The sequence below is a fragment of the Streptomyces sp. NPDC050988 genome (assembly GCF_044456225.1).
Taxonomy (GTDB): Bacteria; Actinomycetota; Actinomycetes; order Streptomycetales; family Streptomycetaceae; genus Streptomyces.
In genome coordinates this window covers 1-22,594 of record NZ_JBITFQ010000011.1, presented here as the reverse complement: position 1 = coordinate 22,594, position 22,594 = coordinate 1, and the positions used below count along the sequence as shown (strand labels likewise).

The 22,594-nt window shown below is 70.7% G+C and carries 18 protein-coding genes and 1 rRNA gene; 13 read left to right on the top strand and 6 right to left on the bottom strand.

Features of this window, described 5'->3' with window-relative positions; all coding sequences use genetic code 11:
* Nucleotides 1-80 precede the first annotated feature (80 nt).
* On the bottom strand, nucleotides 81-1,010 hold the full coding sequence (locus ACIBEI_RS23830; RefSeq protein WP_398891997.1) for an A/G-specific adenine glycosylase: 930 nt from the start codon (nucleotides 1,008-1,010) through the stop codon (nucleotides 81-83).
* A gap of 358 nt (nucleotides 1,011-1,368) precedes the next feature.
* On the opposite strand from ACIBEI_RS23830, the gene ACIBEI_RS23825 reads away from it, so the two are divergent.
* Nucleotides 1,369-2,181 carry a hypothetical protein gene (locus tag ACIBEI_RS23825; protein ID WP_398891995.1) on the top strand — a complete coding sequence of 271 codons (813 nt, stop codon included), beginning with the start codon at nucleotides 1,369-1,371 and terminating at the stop codon, nucleotides 2,179-2,181.
* Nucleotides 2,182-2,447: 266 nt separating this feature from the next.
* Here the strand turns inward: ACIBEI_RS23825 and disA are convergent, their stop codons facing one another.
* The gene (disA, locus tag ACIBEI_RS23820; protein WP_398891993.1) at nucleotides 2,448-3,572 is read right to left on the bottom strand and encodes a DNA integrity scanning diadenylate cyclase DisA; all 1,125 of its coding nucleotides are present in this window, start codon (nucleotides 3,570-3,572) and stop codon (nucleotides 2,448-2,450) included.
* Nucleotides 3,573-3,642: 70 nt separating this feature from the next.
* A complete protein-coding gene (gene radA / locus ACIBEI_RS23815) occupies nucleotides 3,643-5,052 on the bottom strand; it encodes a DNA repair protein RadA (protein ID WP_398891991.1) in 1,410 nt (469 codons plus the stop codon).
* A gap of 222 nt (nucleotides 5,053-5,274) precedes the next feature.
* On the opposite strand from radA, the gene ACIBEI_RS23810 reads away from it, so the two are divergent.
* A complete protein-coding gene (locus ACIBEI_RS23810) occupies nucleotides 5,275-7,167 on the top strand; it encodes a hypothetical protein (protein WP_398891989.1) in 1,893 nt (630 codons plus the stop codon).
* A 170-nt stretch (nucleotides 7,168-7,337) separates the two neighbouring features.
* On the opposite strand, the gene ACIBEI_RS23805 is transcribed toward ACIBEI_RS23810, so the two are convergent.
* A complete protein-coding gene (locus ACIBEI_RS23805; RefSeq protein WP_398891987.1) occupies nucleotides 7,338-8,192 on the bottom strand; it encodes a hypothetical protein in 855 nt (284 codons plus the stop codon).
* 71 nt (nucleotides 8,193-8,263) lie between these two features.
* Between ACIBEI_RS23805 and ACIBEI_RS23800 the strand changes: the two genes are divergently transcribed.
* The 4 genes from ACIBEI_RS23800 to ilvD all read left to right on the top strand — a co-directional run bounded on the left by ACIBEI_RS23800 (nucleotide 8,264) and on the right by ilvD (nucleotide 13,257).
* The gene (locus ACIBEI_RS23800; protein ID WP_398891985.1) at nucleotides 8,264-9,196 is read left to right on the top strand and encodes a Ppx/GppA family phosphatase; all 933 of its coding nucleotides are present in this window, start codon (nucleotides 8,264-8,266) and stop codon (nucleotides 9,194-9,196) included.
* 656 nt (nucleotides 9,197-9,852) lie between these two features.
* On the top strand, nucleotides 9,853-10,677 hold the full coding sequence (locus ACIBEI_RS23795; RefSeq protein ID WP_398891983.1) for a sugar phosphate isomerase/epimerase family protein: 825 nt from the start codon (nucleotides 9,853-9,855) through the stop codon (nucleotides 10,675-10,677).
* A complete protein-coding gene (locus ACIBEI_RS23790) occupies nucleotides 10,674-11,288 on the top strand; it encodes a TetR family transcriptional regulator (RefSeq protein ID WP_398891981.1) in 615 nt (204 codons plus the stop codon). Before ACIBEI_RS23795 ends, ACIBEI_RS23790 begins: the two co-directional genes overlap by 4 nt.
* Nucleotides 11,289-11,403: 115 nt before the next feature.
* The gene (gene ilvD / locus ACIBEI_RS23785) at nucleotides 11,404-13,257 is read left to right on the top strand and encodes a dihydroxy-acid dehydratase (RefSeq protein ID WP_398891979.1); all 1,854 of its coding nucleotides are present in this window, start codon (nucleotides 11,404-11,406) and stop codon (nucleotides 13,255-13,257) included.
* 165 nt (nucleotides 13,258-13,422) lie between these two features.
* Here the strand turns inward: ilvD and ACIBEI_RS23780 are convergent, their stop codons facing one another.
* On the bottom strand, nucleotides 13,423-15,738 hold the full coding sequence (locus tag ACIBEI_RS23780) for a serine/threonine-protein kinase (protein ID WP_398891977.1): 2,316 nt from the start codon (nucleotides 15,736-15,738) through the stop codon (nucleotides 13,423-13,425).
* Between the two features lie 178 nt (nucleotides 15,739-15,916).
* Between ACIBEI_RS23780 and ACIBEI_RS23775 the strand changes: the two genes are divergently transcribed.
* The 6 genes from ACIBEI_RS23775 (at nucleotide 15,917) to proC (ending at nucleotide 20,641) form a co-directional block, all read left to right on the top strand.
* Nucleotides 15,917-16,237 carry an SH3 domain-containing protein gene (locus tag ACIBEI_RS23775; RefSeq protein ID WP_398891975.1) on the top strand — a complete coding sequence of 107 codons (321 nt, stop codon included), beginning with the start codon at nucleotides 15,917-15,919 and terminating at the stop codon, nucleotides 16,235-16,237.
* Nucleotides 16,238-16,444: 207 nt separating this feature from the next.
* Entirely contained in the window at nucleotides 16,445-16,927 is a 483-nt protein-coding gene (locus ACIBEI_RS23770; protein WP_398891973.1) for an EamA/RhaT family transporter, read from the top strand.
* A 219-nt stretch (nucleotides 16,928-17,146) separates the two neighbouring features.
* A complete protein-coding gene (locus ACIBEI_RS23765) occupies nucleotides 17,147-17,932 on the top strand; it encodes a class I SAM-dependent methyltransferase (RefSeq protein ID WP_398891971.1) in 786 nt (261 codons plus the stop codon).
* 162 nt (nucleotides 17,933-18,094) lie between these two features.
* The gene (locus tag ACIBEI_RS23760) at nucleotides 18,095-18,913 is read left to right on the top strand and encodes an ABC transporter ATP-binding protein (protein WP_398891969.1); all 819 of its coding nucleotides are present in this window, start codon (nucleotides 18,095-18,097) and stop codon (nucleotides 18,911-18,913) included.
* A complete protein-coding gene (locus ACIBEI_RS23755; protein ID WP_398891967.1) occupies nucleotides 18,910-19,710 on the top strand; it encodes an ABC transporter permease in 801 nt (266 codons plus the stop codon). Before ACIBEI_RS23760 ends, ACIBEI_RS23755 begins: the two co-directional genes overlap by 4 nt.
* Nucleotides 19,711-19,831: 121 nt before the next feature.
* A complete protein-coding gene (gene proC / locus ACIBEI_RS23750; protein WP_398891965.1) occupies nucleotides 19,832-20,641 on the top strand; it encodes a pyrroline-5-carboxylate reductase in 810 nt (269 codons plus the stop codon).
* Between the two features lie 42 nt (nucleotides 20,642-20,683).
* Here the strand turns inward: proC and trpS are convergent, their stop codons facing one another.
* The gene (trpS, locus tag ACIBEI_RS23745) at nucleotides 20,684-21,682 is read right to left on the bottom strand and encodes a tryptophan--tRNA ligase (protein ID WP_398891963.1); all 999 of its coding nucleotides are present in this window, start codon (nucleotides 21,680-21,682) and stop codon (nucleotides 20,684-20,686) included.
* A gap of 843 nt (nucleotides 21,683-22,525) precedes the next feature.
* Here trpS and ACIBEI_RS23740 point away from each other — a divergent pair.
* A 16S ribosomal RNA gene (locus tag ACIBEI_RS23740) occupies nucleotides 22,526-22,594 on the top strand; the annotation flags it as partial.

Below are 22,594 nucleotides of genomic sequence, written 5' to 3'. Positions count from 1 at the left end.
CGACTGGGGCGGGTATGGGGCGTTTTGCCTGCCGGGAGTTGTCAAGACGAACTGTCACTGACCCCGGTGGAACCTGTGAGTCAGCTCAGCGGGAGCCGGTACAGACCGCCCGCGAGGGGCTCGACGAGTCCGTCGGCGACCAGCCCGTCCAGGGCCCGGGCGCGCTGGACCGGCTCGTCCCACACCCGGTCCAGGACCGACTGCGGGACCGGCGCGACCGCCTCGCGCAGCACGGCGAGCAGCCGGCCGCGCACCTGCCGGTCCGTGCCCGCGTACGTCTGTCCGCGCCGCGGCGGCCCCTCGTGCGCGGGCTTGCCTCCCAGCCGCCACGCGCACTGGGCCGCGATCGGGCACCGCACGCAACTCTCGTTCTTCGCCGTGCAGACGAGCGCGCCCAGCTCCATGGACGCGGCGGCCCAGAGCGAGGCCGTGTGCTCGTCGTCGGGCAACAGGGCGCGGGCGAGCTTGCGTTCGGCGGCGGTTGTGGCGTTCGGCGGGTACTGGACGCCGGTGACGGCCCGCGCGAACACACGCCGCACGTTCGTGTCGAGCACGGCGTGCCGCTGCCCGTACGCGAACGAGGCCACCGCGGCCGCCGTGTACTCGCCGATGCCGGGCAGCGCGAGCAACTGGGCGTGCTCCGTGGGTACGTCGCCGCCGTGGCGCTCCGTTATGGCGACCGCGGCGCCGTGCAGCCGCAGCGCGCGGCGCGGATAGCCGAGGCGGCCCCAGGCGCGGACGGCCTCGCCCGGCGCGTCCTCGGCGAGGTCCGCGGGGCGCGGCCAGCGGGCGAGCCACTGCTCGTACACCGGCAGCACCCGGCTCACCGGCGTCTGCTGCAGCATGAACTCGCTGACCATCACTCCCCACGGTCCCGCGTCGGCCCGCCGCCATGGCAGGTCGCGCGCGTTGTCCTCGAACCAGTCGATGACAGGGGCGTGCAGGTTGTCGCCGACGGTTTCTTGCGCGTCGGCCTGGGCGTGGGATGCGGGTTTCGTGGGCGCAGTCATGGCACCCCGATCCTCCCATGCGGTGACGTCTCCGACGGTTTGGCTGGGGGTTGCGTCGTGTTGTCGGTGCGGGTGGGTGAGGGCTGGGTGCGCAGTTCCCCGCGCCCCTAAAAGATTGCGCCGTTCCCCGCGCCCCTGGGTGGGTGGGGGCTGGTGTTGTGGTGTGCGTGCCGCGTCATGGGGGCTGAGCGCGCAGTTCCTCGCGCCCCTAAAGACTGCGCAGTTCCCCGCGCCCCTGAAGGTTGGGCCGTTGTCCCGCCCCTTACAGGGCGTCTCCGGGACGATGATCTGTAAAAGATGATGGTCTGAGCGGCGGGTGGGGACGGTGAACTCCCGGATCTCTCGTACAGTTTGCGCCGTGGGATCTATGCGCAATCCGGTCGGGCCGCTTCCCTCCTCCATCTACTGGCGACGGAGGGCCGTTCTCGTGTCCGTGGTCGCGGTGTTGGCGCTGCTGGTCACGTGGGTGGTGACCTCGGGCGGCGGGGGCGGCGGCAAGAACGACGCCGACGGGTCCAACGGCAAGAACCCCACCGCCTCGATCACACCGGGCCCCTCCGGCTCCGACCCCGCGATCAGCCAAGCCCCGGGCGGGCGCGACGAGTCGGACGACGGAAGCGACGACGGCTCCGGCGGTTCGGCGGGCTCCGGGGACTCGGACGGTTCCACCGCCGGGGGAGCTGGGGGATCCACCTCGGGCGGTGGCAGTGTGGACGACGGCGCGGGCGGCGGAGGCTCCGGTGACACGCTCCCGGCCGGTTCCAGCCTGCCCGACTGCACCACCGGCGCAGTGAAGTTGACCCTGCGCAGCGTCAACAACGCGTACGCGCCCGGTGAGAAGCCCACCTTCGAACTGATCGCCAGAAACTCCTCCGGCAGCGACTGCAAGCTCGATCTCGGCCCCAAGAGCGCGGTCCTGACCATCACCCAGGCGGACAGCGACGACGAGATCTGGTCCTCGGCCGACTGCCCGACAGGCGCCGCGAGCATCCTCTACCGCATCCCGGCAAACGACCGCGTCACCCACACCATCCAGTGGAACCGCAAGTCCAGCGCCCCCGAATGCGCCACCCCACCGGCCATCACAGCAACAGCCGGAACCTACTTGGTAGAGGCCAAGGCCCCAGGCTTCACAAAGACCCAGACATCATTCGTCCTGAAGAAGGACTGACGAGCCCCCCACAGGAGCGCCCCGAAAGGGGCGCGAGGAACAGCGCCATCTTCTAGGGGCGCGGGGAACGGCGCAGTCTTTAAGGGGCGCGGGGAACTGCGCGCTCAGCCCCCATGACGCGGCACGCACATCACGACATCAGCCCCCACCCACCCAGGGGCGCGGGGAACGGCGCAGTCTTTAAGGGGCGCGAGGAACTGCGCGACCAGCCCCCACCAACCCGCACCCAACCACCAACGCACACCCCGCCAAACCGCCGGACGGGGCTACACGTACCGCTCAAGAATCGAAGACTCAGCCAACCGAGAAAGCCCCTCCCGCACACTACGGGCCCGAGCCTCCCCCACCCCATCCACAGTCTGCAGATCATCCACGCTGGCAGCGAGCAGCTTCTGCAGCCCCCCGAAGTGCTCGACCAGCCTGTCGATAATGGCCCCCGGCAACCGCGGCACCTTCGCCAGCAACCGGAACCCGCGGGGCGAAACCGCGGAGTCGAGCGCCTCGGGCGACCCCGTGTACCCCAACGCCCGAGCCACCGTGGGCAGTTCAAGAAGCTCCGCATGCGTGAGCGCGTCGAGCTCGAACAACGCCTCGTCGACTGTCCGCGATCGCTTGGCGGTCGGCTCGGGCACATAGTCCCGCACGACAAGCTCCCGCTCGGGCTCGACCCCGGCGATCAACTCGTCCAGCTGAAGCGCGAGCAACCGCCCGTCCGTGCCCAACTCGACCACGTACTCGGCGATCTCGGTCGCGATCCGGCGCACCATCTCCAGCCGCTGGGCCACAGCCGAGACGTCCCGGACGGTGACCAGGTCCTCGATCTCGAGGGCCGACAACGTGCCGGCGACCTCATCGAGGCGGAGCTTGTACCGCTCCAGCGTGGCCAGCGCCTGGTTCGCGCGGGAGAGGATCGCGGCCGAGTCCTCCAGGACCCGCCGCTGCCCGTCCACGTACAGCGCGATCAGCCGCATGGACTGGGAGACGGAGACGACGGGGAAGCCGACCTGCTTGCTCACCCGGTCCGCCGTGCGGTGCCGGGTGCCCGTCTCCTCCGTCGCGATGGTGGGGTCGGGCACCAGCTGCACACCGGCCCGCAGGATCTTGGTGATGTCCTTGTCGACGATGATGCCGCCGTCGAGCTTGCACAGCTCGCGCAGCCGGGTCGCCGTGAACTCGACGTCCAGCACGAAACCGCCGCTGCACATCGCCTCGACGGTCTTGTCCCAGCCGAGCACGATGAGCCCGCCGGTGTTGCCGCGGAGAATTCGCTCCAGGCCGTCACGGAGCCCTGTGCCGGGTGCCACGGCGCTGAGTGAGGTGCGCATCAGGCCATCGGCACCGGAACTCCCGCCGGACTTGCCGGGAACTGCTGCCCGGTCGTTGGCTGCCACTGCACTCCTCCGGTCGCAGGTGTCTGGGGGCGCCCTGAGTTCGTACGGACGGGCGAGACCTGGGCAAAGTCTACCGGCGCTCTTCCTCGTCCCGTGGGGCCTCTCGCCGACGCGACCTCGGGAGGACCCTCAGCGCGTCCCCCATGTCGCCGACTTCCAGGACCTTCATGCCGGGAGGGATCTTGCCCGGATCGCCCGGAACAAGGGCGTGGGTGAAGCCCAGCCGATGGGCTTCGGCAAGTCTGCGCTGGACGCCCGTGACCCGTCTGACCTCGCCCGCGAGGCCCACTTCGCCGATCGCGACGAGGTTCTTGGGCAGCGGGGTGTCACTCGCGGCGCTGGCCAGCGCGAGCGCGATCGCGAGGTCCGCGGCCGGCTCGGTGAGCTTCACACCGCCGACCGTCGCGGTGTAGATGTCCCGCTTCCCGATGGCGCTGATCCGGCCGCGCTGCTCCAGGACGGCGAGCATCATCTGGACCCGGGAGGTCTCCAGACCGGAGGTCGTACGCCTCGGGGTGGGGATCTGGGTGTCCACGGTGAGCGCCTGGACCTCGGCCACCAGGGGGCGGCGGCCTTCAAGGGTGACGGTCAGACAGGTGCCGGGAACGGGCTCGGCACGCCGGGTCAGGAACAGACCGCTCGGGTCGGTCAGGCCCGTGATGCCCTCGTCGTGCAGCTCGAAGCAGCCGACCTCGTCCGTCGTCCCGTAACGGTTCTTGACGCCTCGTACGAGCCGAAGGCGCGCGTGCCGGTCGCCCTCGAAGCTCAGGACGACGTCCACGAGGTGCTCCAGGAGGCGCGGTCCCGCGATGGCGCCGTCCTTGGTGACATGGCCCACCAGCAGGGTGGCCATGCCGCGCTCCTTGGAGGCACGGATCAGCGCGCCGGCCACCTCACGGACCTGGGACATGCCTCCGGGGGCGCCGTCGATCTCCGGAGAGGCCACCGTCTGTACGGAGTCGACGATGAGCAGGGACGGCTTCACAGCGTCCAAGTGGCCGAGGACCGCGGCCAGATCGGTCTCCGCCGCCAGATACAGATGGTCGTCGATCGCCTTGATGCGGTCGGCGCGCAGCCGGACCTGGCTCGCCGACTCCTCGCCCGTGATGTAGAGCGTGCGATGTTCGTCACTCGCCGCCTTCGCCGCCACGTCCAGCAGCAGCGTGGACTTGCCGACACCCGGCTCGCCCGCCACCAGCACGACCGCGCCCGGTACGAGCCCGCCGCCGAGCACCCGGTCCAGCTCGGGCACGCCGGTCGAGCGGGCGGTCGCCTGCCGGCCGTCGACCTGGCCGATGGGCAGCGCGGACGTGGTGACCCGGCCGGGGGCCGTCGTACGCACCGCGGGCGCGCCGTACTCGTCGATCGTCCCCCATGCCTGGCATTCGGGGCAGCGACCGAGCCACTTGGCCGCCTGCCAGCCGCACTCGGTGCAGCGGTAGGACGGCCGGTCCTTCGCGGTCTTCGTACGGGCAGCCATGACACGAACCGTAACCGCCCCCACTGACAGCGCGGTGCCGGTCCGTTCCGCGCCCGATGCCGATAACCGGGCACCCTTCGCAAACCAGCCACGGCTCGTCAGGGACACGCCACGGAATTCAGGGTTCCTGTCCCCTTATGAGGGATCGTTTCACCCGTACGGATTAAATGTGCGCAAGCAGGAAGAAGGGGCCACCGCCCGGCCCCTACGGTCGCACGGGTGATGAGCCGCAGTCCCGAGACCTCGACCCGCACCACCAGCGCACACCGGGCGCACCGCGAGGCGCGCGACCGGGCGGCGGCGCGCACGCTGGCACAGTGCCCGCCTCCGCGCTACGAGCCGTACCTGGACGGTCTGTTCACCTACTGCCTGTCCGTGCTGTGCGACCACGACACGGCGACCGCCGCCCTCGGCGACGTTCTCGCGCTCGCCGAGCGCCGCGGCCAGCGCGGCCCGGACGCGCCCGACGACCGCAGGGCCTGGCTGTACGCCCTCGCCCGCTGGTCGTGCCTGCGCAAGCTCGCCGAGGCCAAGCAGAAACGTCATGGCGCCCATGCGCTGGGACGATCCGAGGGCGCACACGCCTCCGGCCGCCCCCAGGGCGCGCACGCCGACGGCCGTCCCCAAGGCGCGTACGCCGGAGTCCACCGCGCCGCCGCGGCTGCCGCGGTTGCCGATCGCCCCGGCGGCCAGACGTCCGACCGGGCGGCCGAGCGCGCCTCCGATCGGACCTCGGACCGGACCGCCGACCTCCTCGCCGCCGCGGAGGAGGACCGTCGGCGGCGTGAACTCGCCCTGCTGGCCTGGCCGGAGGCCGCCGGTACGACGCCCGAACAGCGTGAGGCCCTCGAACTGGCCGTACGGCACCAGCTCGCCGCCCACGAGGTGGCCGCCGTCCTCGGCATGGACCTGGCCGCCGCCCGCGAACTCCTCGCGACGGCCGCCTGCGAGGTCGAGCGCACGCGCGCGGCCCTCGCCGTCGTCGAGACCGGCACCTGTGCGGGAGTCAGCCGGCTCACGGGCGACAACCACCTCGTCCTCAGCACGGCCCTGCGCCGCGAACTGGTCCGGCACGTCGACGACTGCCCGCGCTGTCGCCGTACGGCGGAGCGCGCGGTCCCCGGCTCCTGGCCCGGCACCAGCGTCACGCCCGCCGCGCTGCCCGTACTCGAAGCCCCGCGCGCGGCCCTCCACCGGGCCATGACGCACGTCCCACGCGCGCGGGGCGGCGGTCCGCGCTTCGACCGGCGCGGTTTCCCGATGGACCCCAAGGACCGCGCGGCCCGCCGTGACCGCTTCCGCGCGCGTGCCGTCACCACCACGGTCGTCGCCACCGTCGTGGCGGCCCCCGTACTGGCCCTGTGGGCGGCCTACCGCGGCGCGCCCCTCACCGGCGAGGGAACGGACGGCCGCCCGGTCACCGCGAACGAGGCGCACGGCCCCGACGGACTCGGCGGCGAGTCACCCGGCTACGAGAACGCCGGCAACGCCAGTACCAGGCCCGACCCCCGCTTCACCCCGGGCCGTGACTCGGCCGACGTCTCCGTGGAAGTCATCGGCGTGGCCTCGGGGCAACAGAAAACCGGCCTCTCCGTAGAGGCCGGTTCCAGCGGCGACACGACACTGATCACCCTCAGCGCGTCGGGGAGTTCGGCGGTCCGCTGGTCCGCGCACACCGGGGCGTCCTGGCTCTACCTCAGTCAGTCGTCCGGAACGCTGGAGCCGGGCGAGTCGCTGACGATCAAGGTGTACGTCGATCATCTGCGCGAGCCGATCGGTCCCTGGAGCGCGAGCGTGTCGGTCGCACCCGCGGGCGCGGTGGTCACGATCGACGGCTACGGGACGGCGGGTCCGAGCCCGACGCATCCCGGGCCCCGTCCGGATCCGCCGACGCCGGCACCGACCGATCCCGGTCCGACCCGGCCGGGGCCCGACCCGGAGCCGACGCCGACGCCGAGCGATCCGCCGCCGTCCAGTCCCGATCCCGAGCCGACGCCCAGCGACACGGCTCCGTCGGATCCGGAGCCGGAACCTCCGCCGGAGTCCTCCGGAGGTTCTACGCCGCCTGGTGGTGGCCCCGGTGACAGTGGTGCCCCGAGTCCGTCGGAGGGTTGAACGCTCCCGCGGGTGGAGTCGTCGACCGCGGGTGGTTGTGGGCTGGTCGCGCAGTTCCCCGCGCCCCTTACGGGGCGCTGCCCCTTACGGGGCGCTGCCCCTTACGGGGCGCTGCCCCTTACGGGGCGCTGCCCCTTACGGGGCGCTGCCCCTTACGGGGCGTCCGCTCCTCAGCGGCCGACCGGGTCCGCCGGGTGCGGAGCCAGCAACGGCAGCTGGGACGCCAGGCGCTCCTCGCACAGCTCGACCAGGCGGTCGTAGCCGGACTTGCCCATCAGTTCGATCAGTTCGGGCCGGTACGAGACGTAGACCGGGTCGCCCGCGCCGTGTGCCGAGGTCGCCGAGGTGCACCACCAGTGCAGGTCGTGGCCGCCAGGACCCCAGCCGCGGCGGTCGTACTCACCGATCGAGACCTGGAGCACCCGGGTGTCGTCGGGCCGGTCGATCCACTCGTACGTACGCCGGACTGGGAGCTGCCAGCAGACGTCCGGCTTGGTCTCCAGGGGCTCGCGGCCCTCCTTGACGGCCAGGATGTGCAGCGAGCAGCCCGCGCCGCCCGCGAAGCCGGGCCGGTTCTGGAAGATGCACGAGCCCTGGTACGGCCGGGTCTGCCGGTCGCCGTCCTCGTCCTTCGAGACCCAGCCGGTCTCCGTCCCCACCTCGTGGTTCTGCCACATCTCCGGCGTGAGCCTCGCCACATGTCCGGCGACGCGCTTCTCGTCGTCCTCGTCCGAGAAATGGGCACCCAGCGTGCAGCACCCGTCGTCCGCGCGGCCCGCCTGGATGCCCTGGCAGCCGCTTCCGAAGATGCAGTTCCAGCGAGAGGTCAGCCATGTCAGATCGCAGCGGAAGATCTGCTCGTCGTCGGCCGGATCCGGGAACTCCACCCACGCACGCGCGAAGTCGAGCCCCTTCTCGTCACCCTGCTTCGGGACGGCCGGGGACTTCTTGGACTTGGGCGAACCCTTGGCGGACTTGGCGGACACTGCCGACTTGTCGGCCTTTGCCTTTTTCGTCTTTGGCACAGGTCCAGGGTAAGTGGCCGAGAAGCCATCCGGGGACTGCTGGGCGTTCCGCGCGCAGTAGCGTTCCGTACATGAGACTCGGTGTCCTGGACGTGGGTTCGAACACGGTGCATCTGCTGGTGGTGGACGCACACCCCGGCGCGCGCCCGCTGCCCGCGCATTCGCACAAGGCGGAGCTGCGGCTCGCCCAACTCCTCGACGAGAGCGGCGCGATCGATTCTGTAGGAGTCGACAAACTGATCGCCGTTGTCCAGGAGGCGCTGGAGGCCGCCGAGGACAAGGGCGTCGAGGACCTGCTGCCGTTCGCGACCTCCGCGGTGCGCGAGGCCAGCAACGCGGACGACGTACTGGCCCGGGTGCGCGCCGAGACCGGCGTCGAGCTCCAGGTCCTCACCGGCGCCGAGGAGGCGCGGCTCACGTTCCTGGCGGCCCGCCGCTGGTTCGGCTGGTCGGCGGGGAAGCTGCTCGTCCTCGACATCGGCGGCGGCTCCCTGGAGATCGCTTACGGCATCGACGAGGAGCCGGACGCGGCGGCCTCGCTGCCGCTGGGCGCGGGCCGGCTGACCGCGGGCTGGCTGAAGAACGACCCCGCGGACCCGGGGGACATCAGGGCCCTGCGCCGCCATGTGCGGGCCCAGATCGCCCGTACGGTCGGGGAATTCAGCCGCTTCGGCGCGCCCGACCACGTGGTCGCGACCTCCAAGACCTTCCGGCAGCTGGCGCGTATCGCGGGGGCCGCCCGCTCGGCCGACGGCCTGTACGTCCAGCGCGAGCTCAAGCGCCGCTCCCTGGAGGACTGGGTCCCCCGCCTGGCCGCCATGACCACCGCCGAACGCGCCGAACTCCCCGGCGTCTCCGAAGGCCGCGCCAACCAACTCCTCGCCGGCGCCATCGTCGCCGCCGGCGCCATGGACCTCTTCGGCGTGGAAACCCTGGAAATCTGCCCCTGGGCCCTGAGAGAGGGCGTAATCCTCCGAACCCTGGACCAGATGGCCACCCCCTAGACCACCCCACCCATCCCCCCCCACAAGATCCACGTCAACGCCCGCAACCGTCCCGGGGCGCGGGCACCACCGCAGCCTTGAGAAACGCGAGAACCACCGCACCCGTGAGGGCCGCAAGACCCGCCGCAACCTGCCGGGAGCACGAAGCCCGCCGCAGCCTGCCGGGAGCGCGAGGCCTGCCGCAGTCTCAGGGGCGCGAGGTCCGTCGCAGTCTTGAGAAGCGCGGGCACCGTCGCAGTCTTGAGGGGCGGCGCGGGCACCACCGCAACCTTCCGGGAGCGCAAGGCCCGCTGCGATCTCAGGGGCGCGGGGAACGGCGCAATCTTTCAGGGGCGCGGGGAACGGCGCGAGCAACCCACGAAAACGGTCAGTCGACACACACCCCCAGACCCCACCCACCCAGGGGCGCGAGGAACTGCGCGACCAACCCAATCCGACCGCCACACGACACACACGCTCAGCCCCACCCCCCCCAGGGGCGCGGGGAACTGCGCGACAAGCCACACCCAACCCGCACCCACCCACTCATCCACCCACCCACGACCCGATTCCCCAACCCCGACCAGTCACCCGGACCGGCCACCCCGACCCGTCACCCCCCAGCCAAAGCCCCCCACCCGAACACAACCACCAGAGCCACCCCGTAACCTGTCCCCGTGGCAGAACCAGTCGTGCGCATCCCGGATGCGAAGGTCGCCCTGTCCACGGCCTCCGTGTACCCGGAGTCGACGGCAACGGCCTTCGAGATCGCCGCGCGCCTCGGCTACGACGGCGTAGAGGTCATGGTCTGGACCGACCCCGTCAGCCAGGACATCGAGGCCCTCCGCCGCCTCAGCGACTACCACCAGGTCCCGATCCTCGCGATCCACGCCCCCTGCCTGCTCATCACCCAGCGCGTCTGGTCCACCGACCCGTGGACCAAACTCCAGCGCGCCCAGTCGGCAGCCGAGAAACTCGGCGCGAGTACGGTCGTCGTACACCCCCCGTTCCGCTGGCAGCGCCAGTACGCGCGCGACTTCGTCACCGGGATCTGGCGCATGGCGAACGAGACGGACGTCCGGTTCGCCGTCGAAAACATGTACCCCTGGCGCTACCGCGACCGCGAGATGCTCGCCTACGCCCCCGACTGGGACGTCACGAAGGACGACTACCGCCACTTCACGATCGATCTCAGCCACACGGCGACCGCCCGCACGGACGCGCTCCAGATGATCGACCGCATGAGCGACCGCCTCGGCCACGTCCACCTCGCCGACGGCAACGGCTCCAACAAGGACGAGCACCTCGTCCCCGGCCGCGGCACACAGCCCTGCGCCGAGCTGCTGGAACGCCTCGCCCTGTCCGGCTTCGACGGCCATGTCGTCATCGAGGTCAACACCCGCCGCGCCATGTCCAGCGCCGAACGCGAGGCCGACCTCGCGGAGGCACTCGCCTTCACCCGACTCCACCTGGCCTCGGCCGTACGGATCCCGCGCTCGTGACCAGCGCCACCCCGCGCCGCCGCGGACGCCCCTCCCACGCGGACTCCGCGGACGCCCCCGCCGCCCGCGACCGCATCCTGACGGCGGCCCGCGAGGAGTTCTCCGAGCGGGGCTACGAGAAGACGTCCGTACGCGGCATCGCCAAGGCCGCGGGCGTGGACTCGGCGCTCGTCCACCACTACTTCGGCACCAAGGAGCAGGTCTTCGAGGCGTCCATCGAGGTCGCCTTCGGCCCCCTCCTGAGCGCCCCGGGCTCGATCGCGGAAGGCCCCCTGGACGGCGTCGGCGAGCGGCTGGCCCGCTTCTTCTTCGGGGTCTGGGAGAACCCGGCGACCCGCAAGGCGCTGCTCGCGATCATCCGCTCAGCCGTGAACAACGAGGTCGCGGCCTCGGTCTTCCGCCGCCTCATCTCGGCCCAGCTGCTCCGCCGCGTCGCCGCCCAGCTGGACGCGCCGGACGCCGAACTGCGCGCCGAGCTCGCGGCCGCCCAGCTCGTGGGCATCGCGATGCTGCGGTACGTGATCAAGGTGGAACCCCTGGCCTCGGCGAACCCGGAACAGATCATCGCGAGGGTGGCCCCGGTGGTCCAGAGCCACATCACGGGCCCCTGAGGGGACACCGCCGAAAGCCGAGACGGTCATCCCGCATTCCGGACACCGTGTCCAACCCCTGGATGACCGGCGTACGCTCGACGTGAGTCATTACTCTCCGAAGGAGCGAACGACGATGCCCGAGCTGAGGTCCCGCACAGTCACCCACGGCCGCAACATGGCGGGCGCACGCGCCCTTATGCGCGCCTCCGGTGTACCGGGCGCGGACATCGGCCGCAAGCCGATCATCGCGGTCGCCAACTCCTTCACGGAGTTCGTGCCCGGTCACACGCACCTCCAGCCGGTCGGCCGGATCGTGAGCGAGGCCATCACGGCCGCGGGCGGCATCCCGCGCGAGTTCAACACGATCGCCGTGGACGACGGCATCGCGATGGGCCATGGAGGCATGCTCTACAGCCTGCCCTCCCGCGACCTGATCGCGGACAGCGTGGAGTACATGGTGGAGGCCCACTGCGCCGACGCCCTGATCTGCATCTCGAACTGCGACAAGATCACGCCGGGCATGCTGATGGCGGCCCTGCGCCTGAACATCCCGACGGTCTTCGTCTCCGGCGGTCCCATGGAGTCCGGCCGCGCGACCCTGGTCGACGGCACGGTCCGTACGCTCGACCTGGTCGACGCGATCTCCGACGCCGTGAACGACAAGATCTCGGACGAGGACATCCTCCGTATCGAGGAGAACGCCTGTCCGACCTGCGGTTCCTGTTCCGGCATGTTCACGGCCAACTCCATGAACTGCCTGACGGAGGCCATCGGCCTCTCGCTCCCCGGCAACGGCTCGGTCCTCGCCACGCACACCGCCCGCAAGGCGCTGTACGAGGACGCGGGGCGCACGGTGATGGACATCACCCGCCGCTACTACGAGCAGGACGACGAGACGGTCCTGCCGCGCAACATCGCCACGATCGCGGCCTTCGAGAACGCCATGGCGCTCGACATCGCCATGGGCGGCTCGACCAACACGATCCTCCACCTGCTGGCCGCCGCCCAGGAGGCCGAGGTCCCCTTCGGCCTGGACGAGATCAACGCCGTCTCGCGCCGCGTGCCCTGCCTCGCCAAGGTCGCCCCGAACGTGGCCAAGGACCGGACGTACTACATGGAGGACGTGCATCGGGCCGGAGGTATCCCCGCTCTGCTCGGCGAACTGCACCGCGGCGGTCACCTGAACGAGGACGTGCACTCGGTGCACAGCCCGTCCCTGGCGGACTGGCTGAAGACCTGGGACGTCCGCGCGGGCTCCCCGTCCCCCGAGGCCCTGGAGCTGTGGCACGCGGCGCCCGGCTGTGTCCGTTCCGCCGAGGCCTTCTCGCAGTCCGAGCGCTGGGAGGCCCTCGACGAGGACGCGGAGGGCGGTTGCATCCGCTCGGCGGAGCACGCGTACTCGAAGGACGGCGGCCTGGCGGTCCTGAAGGGCAACCTCGCCGTCGACGGCTGTGTCGTGAAGACGGCAGGCGTGGACGAGTCGATCTGGACCTTCGAGGGCCCGGCGGTCGTCTGCGAGTCGCAGGAGGAGGCCGTCGACAAGATCCTCAAGAAGGAGATCACGCACGGCGACGTGGTCGTCATCCGCTACGAGGGCCCCAAGGGCGGCCCCGGCATGCAGGAGATGCTCTACCCGACGTCCTTCCTGAAGGGCCGCGGCCTCGGCAAGACCTGCGCCCTGATCACCGACGGCCGCTTCTCCGGCGGCACGTCCGGCCTGTCCATCGGCCACGCCTCCCCGGAGGCCGCCTCCGGCGGCACGATCGCCCTCGTCCGGGACGGCGACCGCATCCGCATCGACATCCCGAACCGCGGCATCGAGCTCCTGGTCTCCGACGAGGAGCTGGCCACCCGCCGCGAGGCCCTGAACGGCGTGTACGCCCCGGCCGCCCGCGACCGCAAGGTCTCCGCCGCCCTCCGCGCGTACGCGGCGATGGCGACCAGCGCCGACAAGGGCGCAGTCCGAGACGTCTCCAAACTCGGCTAGCCCCGCACCACCCCCACCACGTGGGCCCGCCCGGTCCTCACCACCGGGCGGGTTCGCCGTTCGCGGGGCCTTCCCCCTTCGACGGGCCCTCTTGTCACGGGTGCCTTCCCAGCGGGCTACGGGCCTTTTCGGGGTCCGGGGCCTACGGGCTGTCCGGCGGCGTGCTCACCAGCCGCCGGGCCTGTTCCTGTCCACCGCGACGACACTGCCGTCCGGCGCGCTTCCGTAGACCCGGTCGCCCACGACCAGCGGCACGGGCAACTCCGCGACGACCCCCTCGGTCCCCCCGCCGCTGAGCCGCGGACGGGTCTGGCCCAGGAGCTTGCCGGTGCGCGCGTCGGCCGCGAGCAGCCGGCCGTCGGGGGAGGTGACGTACACCTGCCGGTCGTCGACGGTCGGTACCGAACCCCTGCTGACCGATGTCTCCAGCCGCCACCGCTGCTTGCCGGCGTCGAGGTCCACCGCGACCAGCGCCCCACCCGTGGCCAGGAAATAGACCGTCCCGTCATGCAGGGCGGCCGTGGCGGACGGGAGCGGGAGGCCGAGAGGGATCCGCCGTACGCGGCCCGAGTCGGGCGTGTAGCCGACGACGCTCACGGTCTCCTGGGACGAGTTCTCCCGGGTGAACCAGAGCGTGCCCTTCGCGGCCCCGACGGGAACGAGCAGTCCGTCGAGGCTGTGGCGCCACCGCACGTCCCCGGTCCGCAGATCCACCGCGGTCACCTGCGTGCTCGTGTTGTCGGCGCCCAGCGTCGTCGCATACGCGAGCCCACCGCCGAAATACACGAAGGAGGGCTGGGCCCGGCCGGCCACGCGATGACGCCACAGCCGGTCCCCGGTCCTGCCGTCGACACCGGTGACCATGCCGTCGGGCGAACTCAGCAGAACCGTATCGCCCGCGCTCTGCTGCACGTTGCCCTCGGTCGCCGGGACGTCCAGCGTCCAGCGGGTCCTGCCCGTGTCGGGGTCGAGCGCGAGGAGCTGCTTCTGGTCCGGGGTGACGGCGTGCACCAGCCCACCCGACAGGACGGGTGTGAGCACGCTGCCGCCTCCCGCGGTTCCGGTCTTCCGCGTCCACCGCACCTTGCCGTTCAGCGGGTCGACGGAGGCGGCGAGCACACCGGGGGCGGCGCACCGCAGGGCCCCGGCGCCGTAGGTGCATTGGGGCATGCCGCTCTTCCCGGTGCCCACCTTCGTGACCCACGGGCGGAACGTGTCGGCGGCTGCCCGGCGTTCGGTCCCCGGGTCCGGGCTGCCGCCGGAGTCACCGTCGCCGCTCGGCACACCGAAGAGAAGCGCACCGCCCACCGCCAGTACGGATACGACACCGGCGGCGACGGAGACAAGGACACGGCGACGGCGGGTGCGCGGCGAGGGGTCACTGGAACCGACGGACGGATCCGGCCCGGATGCCCCGAAAGCCCCGGATGCCCCAGCAGCCGTACGCCGCTTGCCGCGCACATGAGTCGGACCGTCTCCGGGGCGGGGCGCGGGCTCGTTCCCGGACACGACTTCGACGTCGACTTCGGCCTCGGATGCGGCCACGGCCTCGGCCTCGGATGCGGCCTCGGATGCGGCCTGGGTTTCGGCTTCGGTCTCGGCCCCGGGATCCGATGTGCGCTGCGCGGGGATGAACGCCTGGGTGTCGTAGAGCGAGGAGACGAGCCGCAGTTCCGCCATGAGCTCGTCGGGCGTGGGCCGTTCGTCCGGCTCCTTGGCGAGGCAACGGCCGACGAGCTGGGCCAGATCATCGGGGACACCCGTCAAGTCCGGCTCGTCGTGCACCACTTGATACGCGACGATGTAAGGACTGTCGGAGTCGAAGGGCCCGCGCCCCGTGGCCGCGTGCACCAGGACCGACCCGAGGGCGAAGATGTCGGCGGCCGGGCCCACCTCGCGGGGGCGGCGGAACTGCTCGGGGGCCATGAAGGGCGGGGTACCGATCAGCTTGCCGGTCTCCGTGCGCAGCTCACTGTCCGATGGCCGGGAGATGCCGAAGTCGATGACCTTGGGACCGTCGTCGGCGAGCAGGACGTTGCTCGGCTTGAGATCGCGGTGCACGACACCGGCACGGTGGATGTCGCGCAGCCCCTCGGCGAGTCCGGCCATGACCTGACGCAGCTGCGCGGACGACAACGAGCCGTTCCGCTTCACGTGCTCGGCCAGCGTCAGCCCCGGTATGAACAGGGTGGCCATCCAAGGCCGCTCCGCCTCGGGGTCGGCGTCCACGACCGGTGCCGTGAAGGCACCGCTGACCCGCCGCGCGGCCGCGACCTCCTGCCGGAACCGCCCCCTGAACTCGGGGTCCTTGGCGAACTCGGCATGCACGACCTTCACCGCGAGCCGCAGCCCCGACGTCGATCGCGCCAGATGGACGACACCCATACCGCCCGAGCCGAGGCGTGACTCAAGGCGGTACTGCCCGGCGTATTCGGGAAGTTCCGCTTCGGCACCGGATCCGGCGCTGCGTCGTGGCGGCATGGTCCACCCCCGTGAATTACGTACGCACGCGCGACGCACGGAGCCTAGTCGATGGTTCGTACGAGACCCACGCGGCTTGCTAGCCTCCGCGTGCACAAAGAAAAGAAAGTGTTTCAAGCCAACGCGTTCGCGACGATCAAGACAGTGCGTCCAAACGCATCCAACGGGGGAGGCCCATATGGCTGTTGAAGAGATGGAGAGCGCGGAGGAGAGTACGGGCGCGAGGGCGGAGGCGACCGTCACCGCGGCCCAGACGCTCTACCCGATCGCACCCGGCTACACCGTGAACGTGCGCAGCGGCCCCGGCACCCAGTACCGCCTGGTCCGCACCCTGGCGGTGGGCTCCAAGGTCCCGATCTTCTGCCAGCGCCCGGGCGAGACGATCAGCGGTCCCTACGGCACGACGAACATCTGGGACAACATCAAGGTCGGGGAGTACGTCTCCGACGCCTTCGTGAAAACGGGCAGCGACGGCTACGTGGCACCGCGCTGCAGCTGACGAAGCAGAAGCGACTCGGCTCGCCGGACCAACGGTTCCGCAGACCGGCGAGCCGGGCCGCTCCCTCACGCACTTTCACTTGACCCTCACCACCCGCACCGACCCCGTCGGCACTCCGAAGCACTCCGAGGCACTCCGAGGGACTTCATGGGACTTCGTGGGACTCCGACACTTCGGCACTCCGCCGCGCGGGGCGATAATCGAGCCGTGAGCGACGAAACCGGCACCCCCGCAGGCCCCCGCCCCGAACCGATCCGTTTCTTCGGAACGACCTGGGTGGACCACGACGGCGGCTACGCGGGACGCCGCGCGGCCGTGGCCGCCGGTTCGCTGGCGGCCGCCGTGGCGAGCTGCCTGATCCTCCGCTTCGCCTACGAGGGCCTGGCGATCGCGGCCGTGGGCGGCTTCGTCACCCTCCTCGTCGTCGTGATGTTCGCGATCTGCAGCGCGATCGCCTTCCGCCGCACCTGGGAGGGGTTCGGCGAGCGCCCCGACCCCGACACCCAGGCATCCCTCCGCGGCCTCCTGGCGATCGGCTTCGTAGGCGCCCTCCTGGCCTACTTCTTCCGCTCCCTCACCGAGGCCCCCGGCGAAAAACTCCACCGCCAGGAGTACGAGGCGGCTCGCGCCGAACACGCCCGCCGCACCGCCCGCCGCACGGGAAACCCGTCCCGCAAACGCCGCCGCTAGGGGCTCTGCCCCAGGCCCCGTGGGGGTTTGTTGTCGGGTGCGGGCCGGTGGGGCCTGATCGCGCAGTTCCCCGCGCCCCTGGGACTTTGGGGGCGCGGGGAACTGCGCAGTCTTTTGGGGGTTCGGGGGCGGAGCCCCTGAGTCAGGGACGGGAATGGGTAGGGGCGGCGGGGGCGAAAAACACTGCCCCCCACCCCCACCCAAGGCCACGATGGCGGCATGACCGCCTCCTCCCGCGCTCACCACCACACCCGAGCCCACTCCTTCAACGCCGCCGCAGCCCAGTACGCCGCAAACCGCCCCTCCTACCCACCCACCCTCTTCGACACGATGGAGACCGCCGCGGGCCGCCCCCTGACAGGCGCCCGAGCCATCGACGTGGGCGCAGGCACAGGCATCGCCACCACCCTCCTGCACGCCCGCGGAGCGAACGTCGTAGCGGTCGAACCCGGCGCCGGCATGGCACGCCAGTTCCGCCAGACCCTCCCGGACATCCCCCTCGTACGAGGCGACGGCAACGCCCTCCCCTTCACCGACGCCTCCGCCGACTTCGTGACGTACGCCCAGGCCTGGCACTGGACGGAGCCGGCCCGGGCCGCCCCGGAGGCGATGCGCGTCCTGCGCCCGGGCGGCGCCCTCGCGCTCTGGTGGAACATGGACGCCCTGGACATCCCATGGATCGCCGCCCAGGAGCAACGCGTCGCGCGGTACTTCGGCGGCGACGCCGTCGGCAAGAAGGGCGGCACCTCGGCCCGCGCCGAGAGAGCCTTCGCCGACGCGATCACGGTCCCGGACATCACGCATCACCAGGTCCGCTGGACCCGCAGCGTCCCCCTCGACACGCACCTCGCCAACATCGGCAGCCACTCGATCTTCCTCGTCCTCGGCGAGGAGGGCACGGCGGCCTTCCTCGCCGAGGAGCGCGAACACCTCCTGGAGGTCTTCCCGGACGCCGTCGTCGAGGAGACGTACGACGTCGACCTCCTCGTCGCACTCCGCCCCTGACCCCACCACCGGCCGCCCACCACCGGGCGCCGGCCACCGAGCACCCGGGCGCCCCACGCACCGCACGAGCCCCCATCACGCGCCTCAGCCCAGCCATGCCCCGCCCAGCCATGCCCCCGCCCAGGCTTGACGCCTACATCCCGCAGGCGCATTATTCATCACATGATGAATTACTCGCCCGGTCCACCCAAGACCCCGCAGAACCACCCCCTGGCCCCAGCGGTCCACGCCGCCGCACTCACCGTCGTCCGCGGCATCCGCCAAGTCCTCCGCGGACTCGACTTCGAGGTCTCCCGCGGCCAGATCACCGGCCTGCTCGGCCCCTCGGGATGCGGCAAGTCCACCCTGATGAGGTCGATCGTCGGCACCCAGGCCAAGGTCACCGGCACCCTGGACGTCCTCGGCCTCCCCGCGGGCCACGCCGCACTCCGCTCCCGCATCGGCTACGTCACCCAAGCCCCCTCCGTCTACGACGACCTGACCGTCCGCCAGAACCTGGACTACTTCGCCGCGATCCTCGACCCCGGCCGCGCCGCCGCCGAACGCCGCCACGAGAACGTCACCCACGCCATCGCCGACGTGGACCTCACCTCCCACGCCGACGCCCTCGCGGGCAACCTCTCCGGCGGCCAGCGCAGCCGCGTATCCCTCGCCGTCGCCCTCCTCGGCACCCCCGAACTCCTCGTCCTGGACGAACCCACGGTCGGCCTCGACCCCGTACTCCGCCGCGACCTGTGGCAGCTCTTCCACACCATCGCCGCCGACCGGGGCGCCACCCTCCTCGTCTCCTCCCACGTCATGGACGAGGCCGAGCGCTGCCACCGCCTCCTCCTGATGCGCGAGGGCGAGATCCTCGCCGACGACACCCCGGACGCCCTGCGCACCCAGACCGGCACCGACACTGTCGAGGCCGCCTTCCTCCACCTGGTCGACGAGGCGATCGCGGCCGGCAACCAGTCCCGCAAGGAGTCCGTTCGATGAGCACCACGACCACCACCACCACCCGTACGGGCACGACCACGCTCCTGAGGCAGAGCGCGATCAGCTACTCCCGCACCACAGCCACAGCGGCCCGGGTCCTGCGCCAGCTCCGGCACGACCCGCGCTCGATCGCGCTGATGATCCTCATCCCGTGCGTGATGCTCCTGCTGCTCCGCTATGTCTTCGACGGCAGCCCGCGCACCTTCGACTCCATCGGCGCCTCACTGCTCGGCATCTTCCCCCTCATCACGATGTTCCTGGTGACCTCCATCGCCACCCTCCGCGAACGCACCTCCGGCACTCTGGAACGCCTCCTCGCCATGCCCCTCGGCAAGGCCGACCTGATCGTCGGCTACGCCCTCGCCTTCGGCGCGCTCGCCGTCATCCAGTCCGCCCTCGCCACCGGTCTCGCCGTCTGGGCCCTCGGTCTCGACGTCACGGGCTCGACCTGGCTACTCCTTCTGGTGGCTCTTCTCGACGCCCTGCTCGGCACGGCCCTCGGCCTCTTCGTCTCGGCCTTCGCGTCCTCGGAGTTCCAGGCCGTCCAGTTCATGCCGGCCGTGATCTTCCCCCAACTGCTCCTCTGCGGCCTGTTCACCCCGCGCCCCGACATGCACCCCGTACTCGAAGGCATCTCCAACGTCCTCCCCATGTCCTACGCCGTTGACGGCATGAACGAAGTCCTCAAGCACACCGACGTCACCGCCAACTTCATCCGCGACGCCCTGATCGTCGCGGCCTGCGCCCTCCTCGTCCTGAGCCTCGGCGCGGCAACTCTCCGCCGCCGCACCGCGTAACACCGAACACCACCCCCGCCCCCGGACGGCCGCGTCCCGCCCACCGGACAACGCGGCCCACCCCCACGCCCCCGGTGCGAGGATGGGCCTCGGACGACGCACCCCCGGAGGGCAACCGAACATGACCCAGAAAGTCGCAGTGCTCGGCACCGGCAAGATCGGCGAGGCCCTGCTCAGCGGAATGATCCGAGCCGGCTGGGCCCCCGCCGACCTCCTGGTCACGGCCCGCCGCCCCGAACGCGCCAAGGAACTCCAGGAGCGCCACGGCGTCACCCCAGTCACCAACGCCGAGGCGGCCAAGAGCGCCGACACCCTGATCCTCACGGTCAAGCCCCAGGACATGGGCACCCTCCTCGACGAACTCGCCCCGCACGTCCCCGCCGACCGCCTGGTCATCAGCGGCGCCGCGGGCATCCCCACCTCCTTCTTCGAGGAGCGCCTCGCCCAGAGCACCCCCGTCGTCCGTGTCATGACGAACACCCCCGCCCTCGTCGACGAGGCCATGTCCGTCATCTCCGCCGGCAGCCACGCCACCGCCGAGCACCTCGCCCACGCCGAGGAGATCTTCGGCGCGGTCGGCAAGACCCTCCGCGTCCCCGAGTCCCAGCAGGACGCCTGCACCGCTCTCTCCGGCTCGGGTCCGGCGTACTTCTTCTACCTGGTCGAGGCCATGACCGACGCCGGCATCCTGCTCGGCCTGCCCCGCGACAAGGCCCACGACCTGATCGTCCAGTCCGCGATCGGCGCCGCCGTGATGCTCCGCGACAGCGGCGAGCACCCCGTGAAGCTCCGCGAGAACGTCACGTCCCCCGCGGGCACCACGATCAACGCCATCCGCGAACTCGAGAACCACGGCGTACGAGCAGCCCTCATCGCCGCCCTGGAAGCCGCCCGCGACCGCAGCCGCGAACTGGCCTCCGGCAACAGCTAGGAGCCCCGGGGCCGGGCCCACCTCCGGCCCCACCACTCCTCGTCACATCGCCGGCAGCAGCCCGATCGCCCGGTACGCCGCGTCCACCCTCGGCCTCGCCATCTCCCTGGCCTTCGCCGCACCCTCCCGCAACACCCCCTCCACGTACGCAGGATCCGCGCACAACTCCTTGTGCCTCTGCTGTACGGGCCTGAGGAGCTCCACCACGGCCTCGGCGGTGTCCTTCTTCAAAGATCCGTACGACTCATATACACCGGCCAAGGCCTCCGGGTTCCCACTCCCGCACGCCGCGAGGATCTCCAGCAGATTCGAGACCCCCGGCCGGGCCTCCGGGTCGTACGCCACATCCCGCCCGCTGTCGGTCACGGCCCGCATGACCTTCTTCCGGATCACCTCCGGCTCGTCGAGCAGATAGACGATCCCGGGCCCCACATCGGCCGACTTCCCCATCTTCGACGTCGGCTCCTGCAAGTTCATGACCCGGGCCGCCAGCTCCGGATGCGTGGCCCGCGGCACCACGAACGTGTGCCCGTACCGCTGGTTGAACCGCACCGCCAGATCCCGGGTCAGCTCCACGTGCTGCGACTGGTCGTCGCCCACCGGCACCTCGTCGGTCCCGTACGCCAGGATGTCCGCCGCCATCAGCACGGGATATGTCAGCAGCGACAGCCGCACACTCCCGCCGCGCGCACGCTCAGCGGCGGCCTTCTCCTTGTACTGGATCATCCGCCGCATCTCGCCGTCCGTGGCCACGCACTCCAGCAGGTACGACAGTCGCGCGTGCTCATCCACATGACTCTGGGCGAAGACGGTGCACAGCTTCGGATCGAGCCCAGCGGCCAGCAGCAGCGTGGCCGCCTGCCTACTGAGCCTGCGCACCCGGCCGGGATCGTGGTCCACGGTCAGCGCGTGCAGGTCGACGATGCAGAACAGCGCGTCGGCCTCGTGCTGATCGACCGCACTCCACCGCCGCATCGCCCCCAGGTAGTTCCCCAACGTCAGATGCCCGGTCGGCTTGACCCCGCTGAAGACCCGCTTCATTCCGCTACCTCCTGGTCGAGGCCGCCACCACCGCCGGCCGGCGCTCCAGGAGGGAGAAACAAGAACGGCCGCCGAGGCGGCGGCCGTTGGGTACACGCGTATGTACGGCCGCCGTCAGGCGGCCCACCACAGTTGGGTGCACGCGTGCGTAGTCATGGCCCCAAGAGTACGCCTCCAGGGCGGCTCCCGGCGTCAAGTTGACACGCCCTGGACCCCTACGTAGTGTTCTCCGAGTTGTCCGACGTGAGCGCCGACTTCGGTTGGTCCCCGGACAGCCATTCCGCAACAAGCACACAGCGATCGACGACCCGTCGTCGGACCGCTTTCATGCGCGTTTGCGAAATGAGGAATCAGCGTTCGAAAGAGCGCGACCCCGATTAGCTCGGGGGCCAGGATTCCGCTAAAGTCTCACTCGTCGGAACGGCCCAACAGCCGCGAAGACAACCCGCTCTGACCGGGAATCAGGCCCGAAAGGATCTGATAGAGTCGGAACCGCCGGAAAGGGAAACGCGAAAGCGAAAACCTGGAAAGCACCGAGGAAATCGGATCGGAAAACGGTCTGATAGAGTCGGAAACGCAAGACCGAAGGGAAGCCCGGAGGAAAGCCCGAGAGGGTGAGTACAAAGGAAGCGTCCGTTCCTTGAGAACTCAACAGCGTGCCAAAAATCAACGCCAGATATGTTGATACCCCGTCCACCACGGTTGTGGTGGGTGGAGGTTCCTTTGAAAAAGTCCTGCCGGGGTAACACTTGGCAGGCGCACAGCGAGGACGCTGTGAACCATCGGTCTTATTCCGGTCGGTGGTTCCGCTCTCGTGGTGTTTCGCCGGATGACCGGCATACATTCACGGAGAGTTTGATCCTGGCTCAGGACGAACGCTGGCGGCGTGCTTAACACATGCAAGTCGAACGA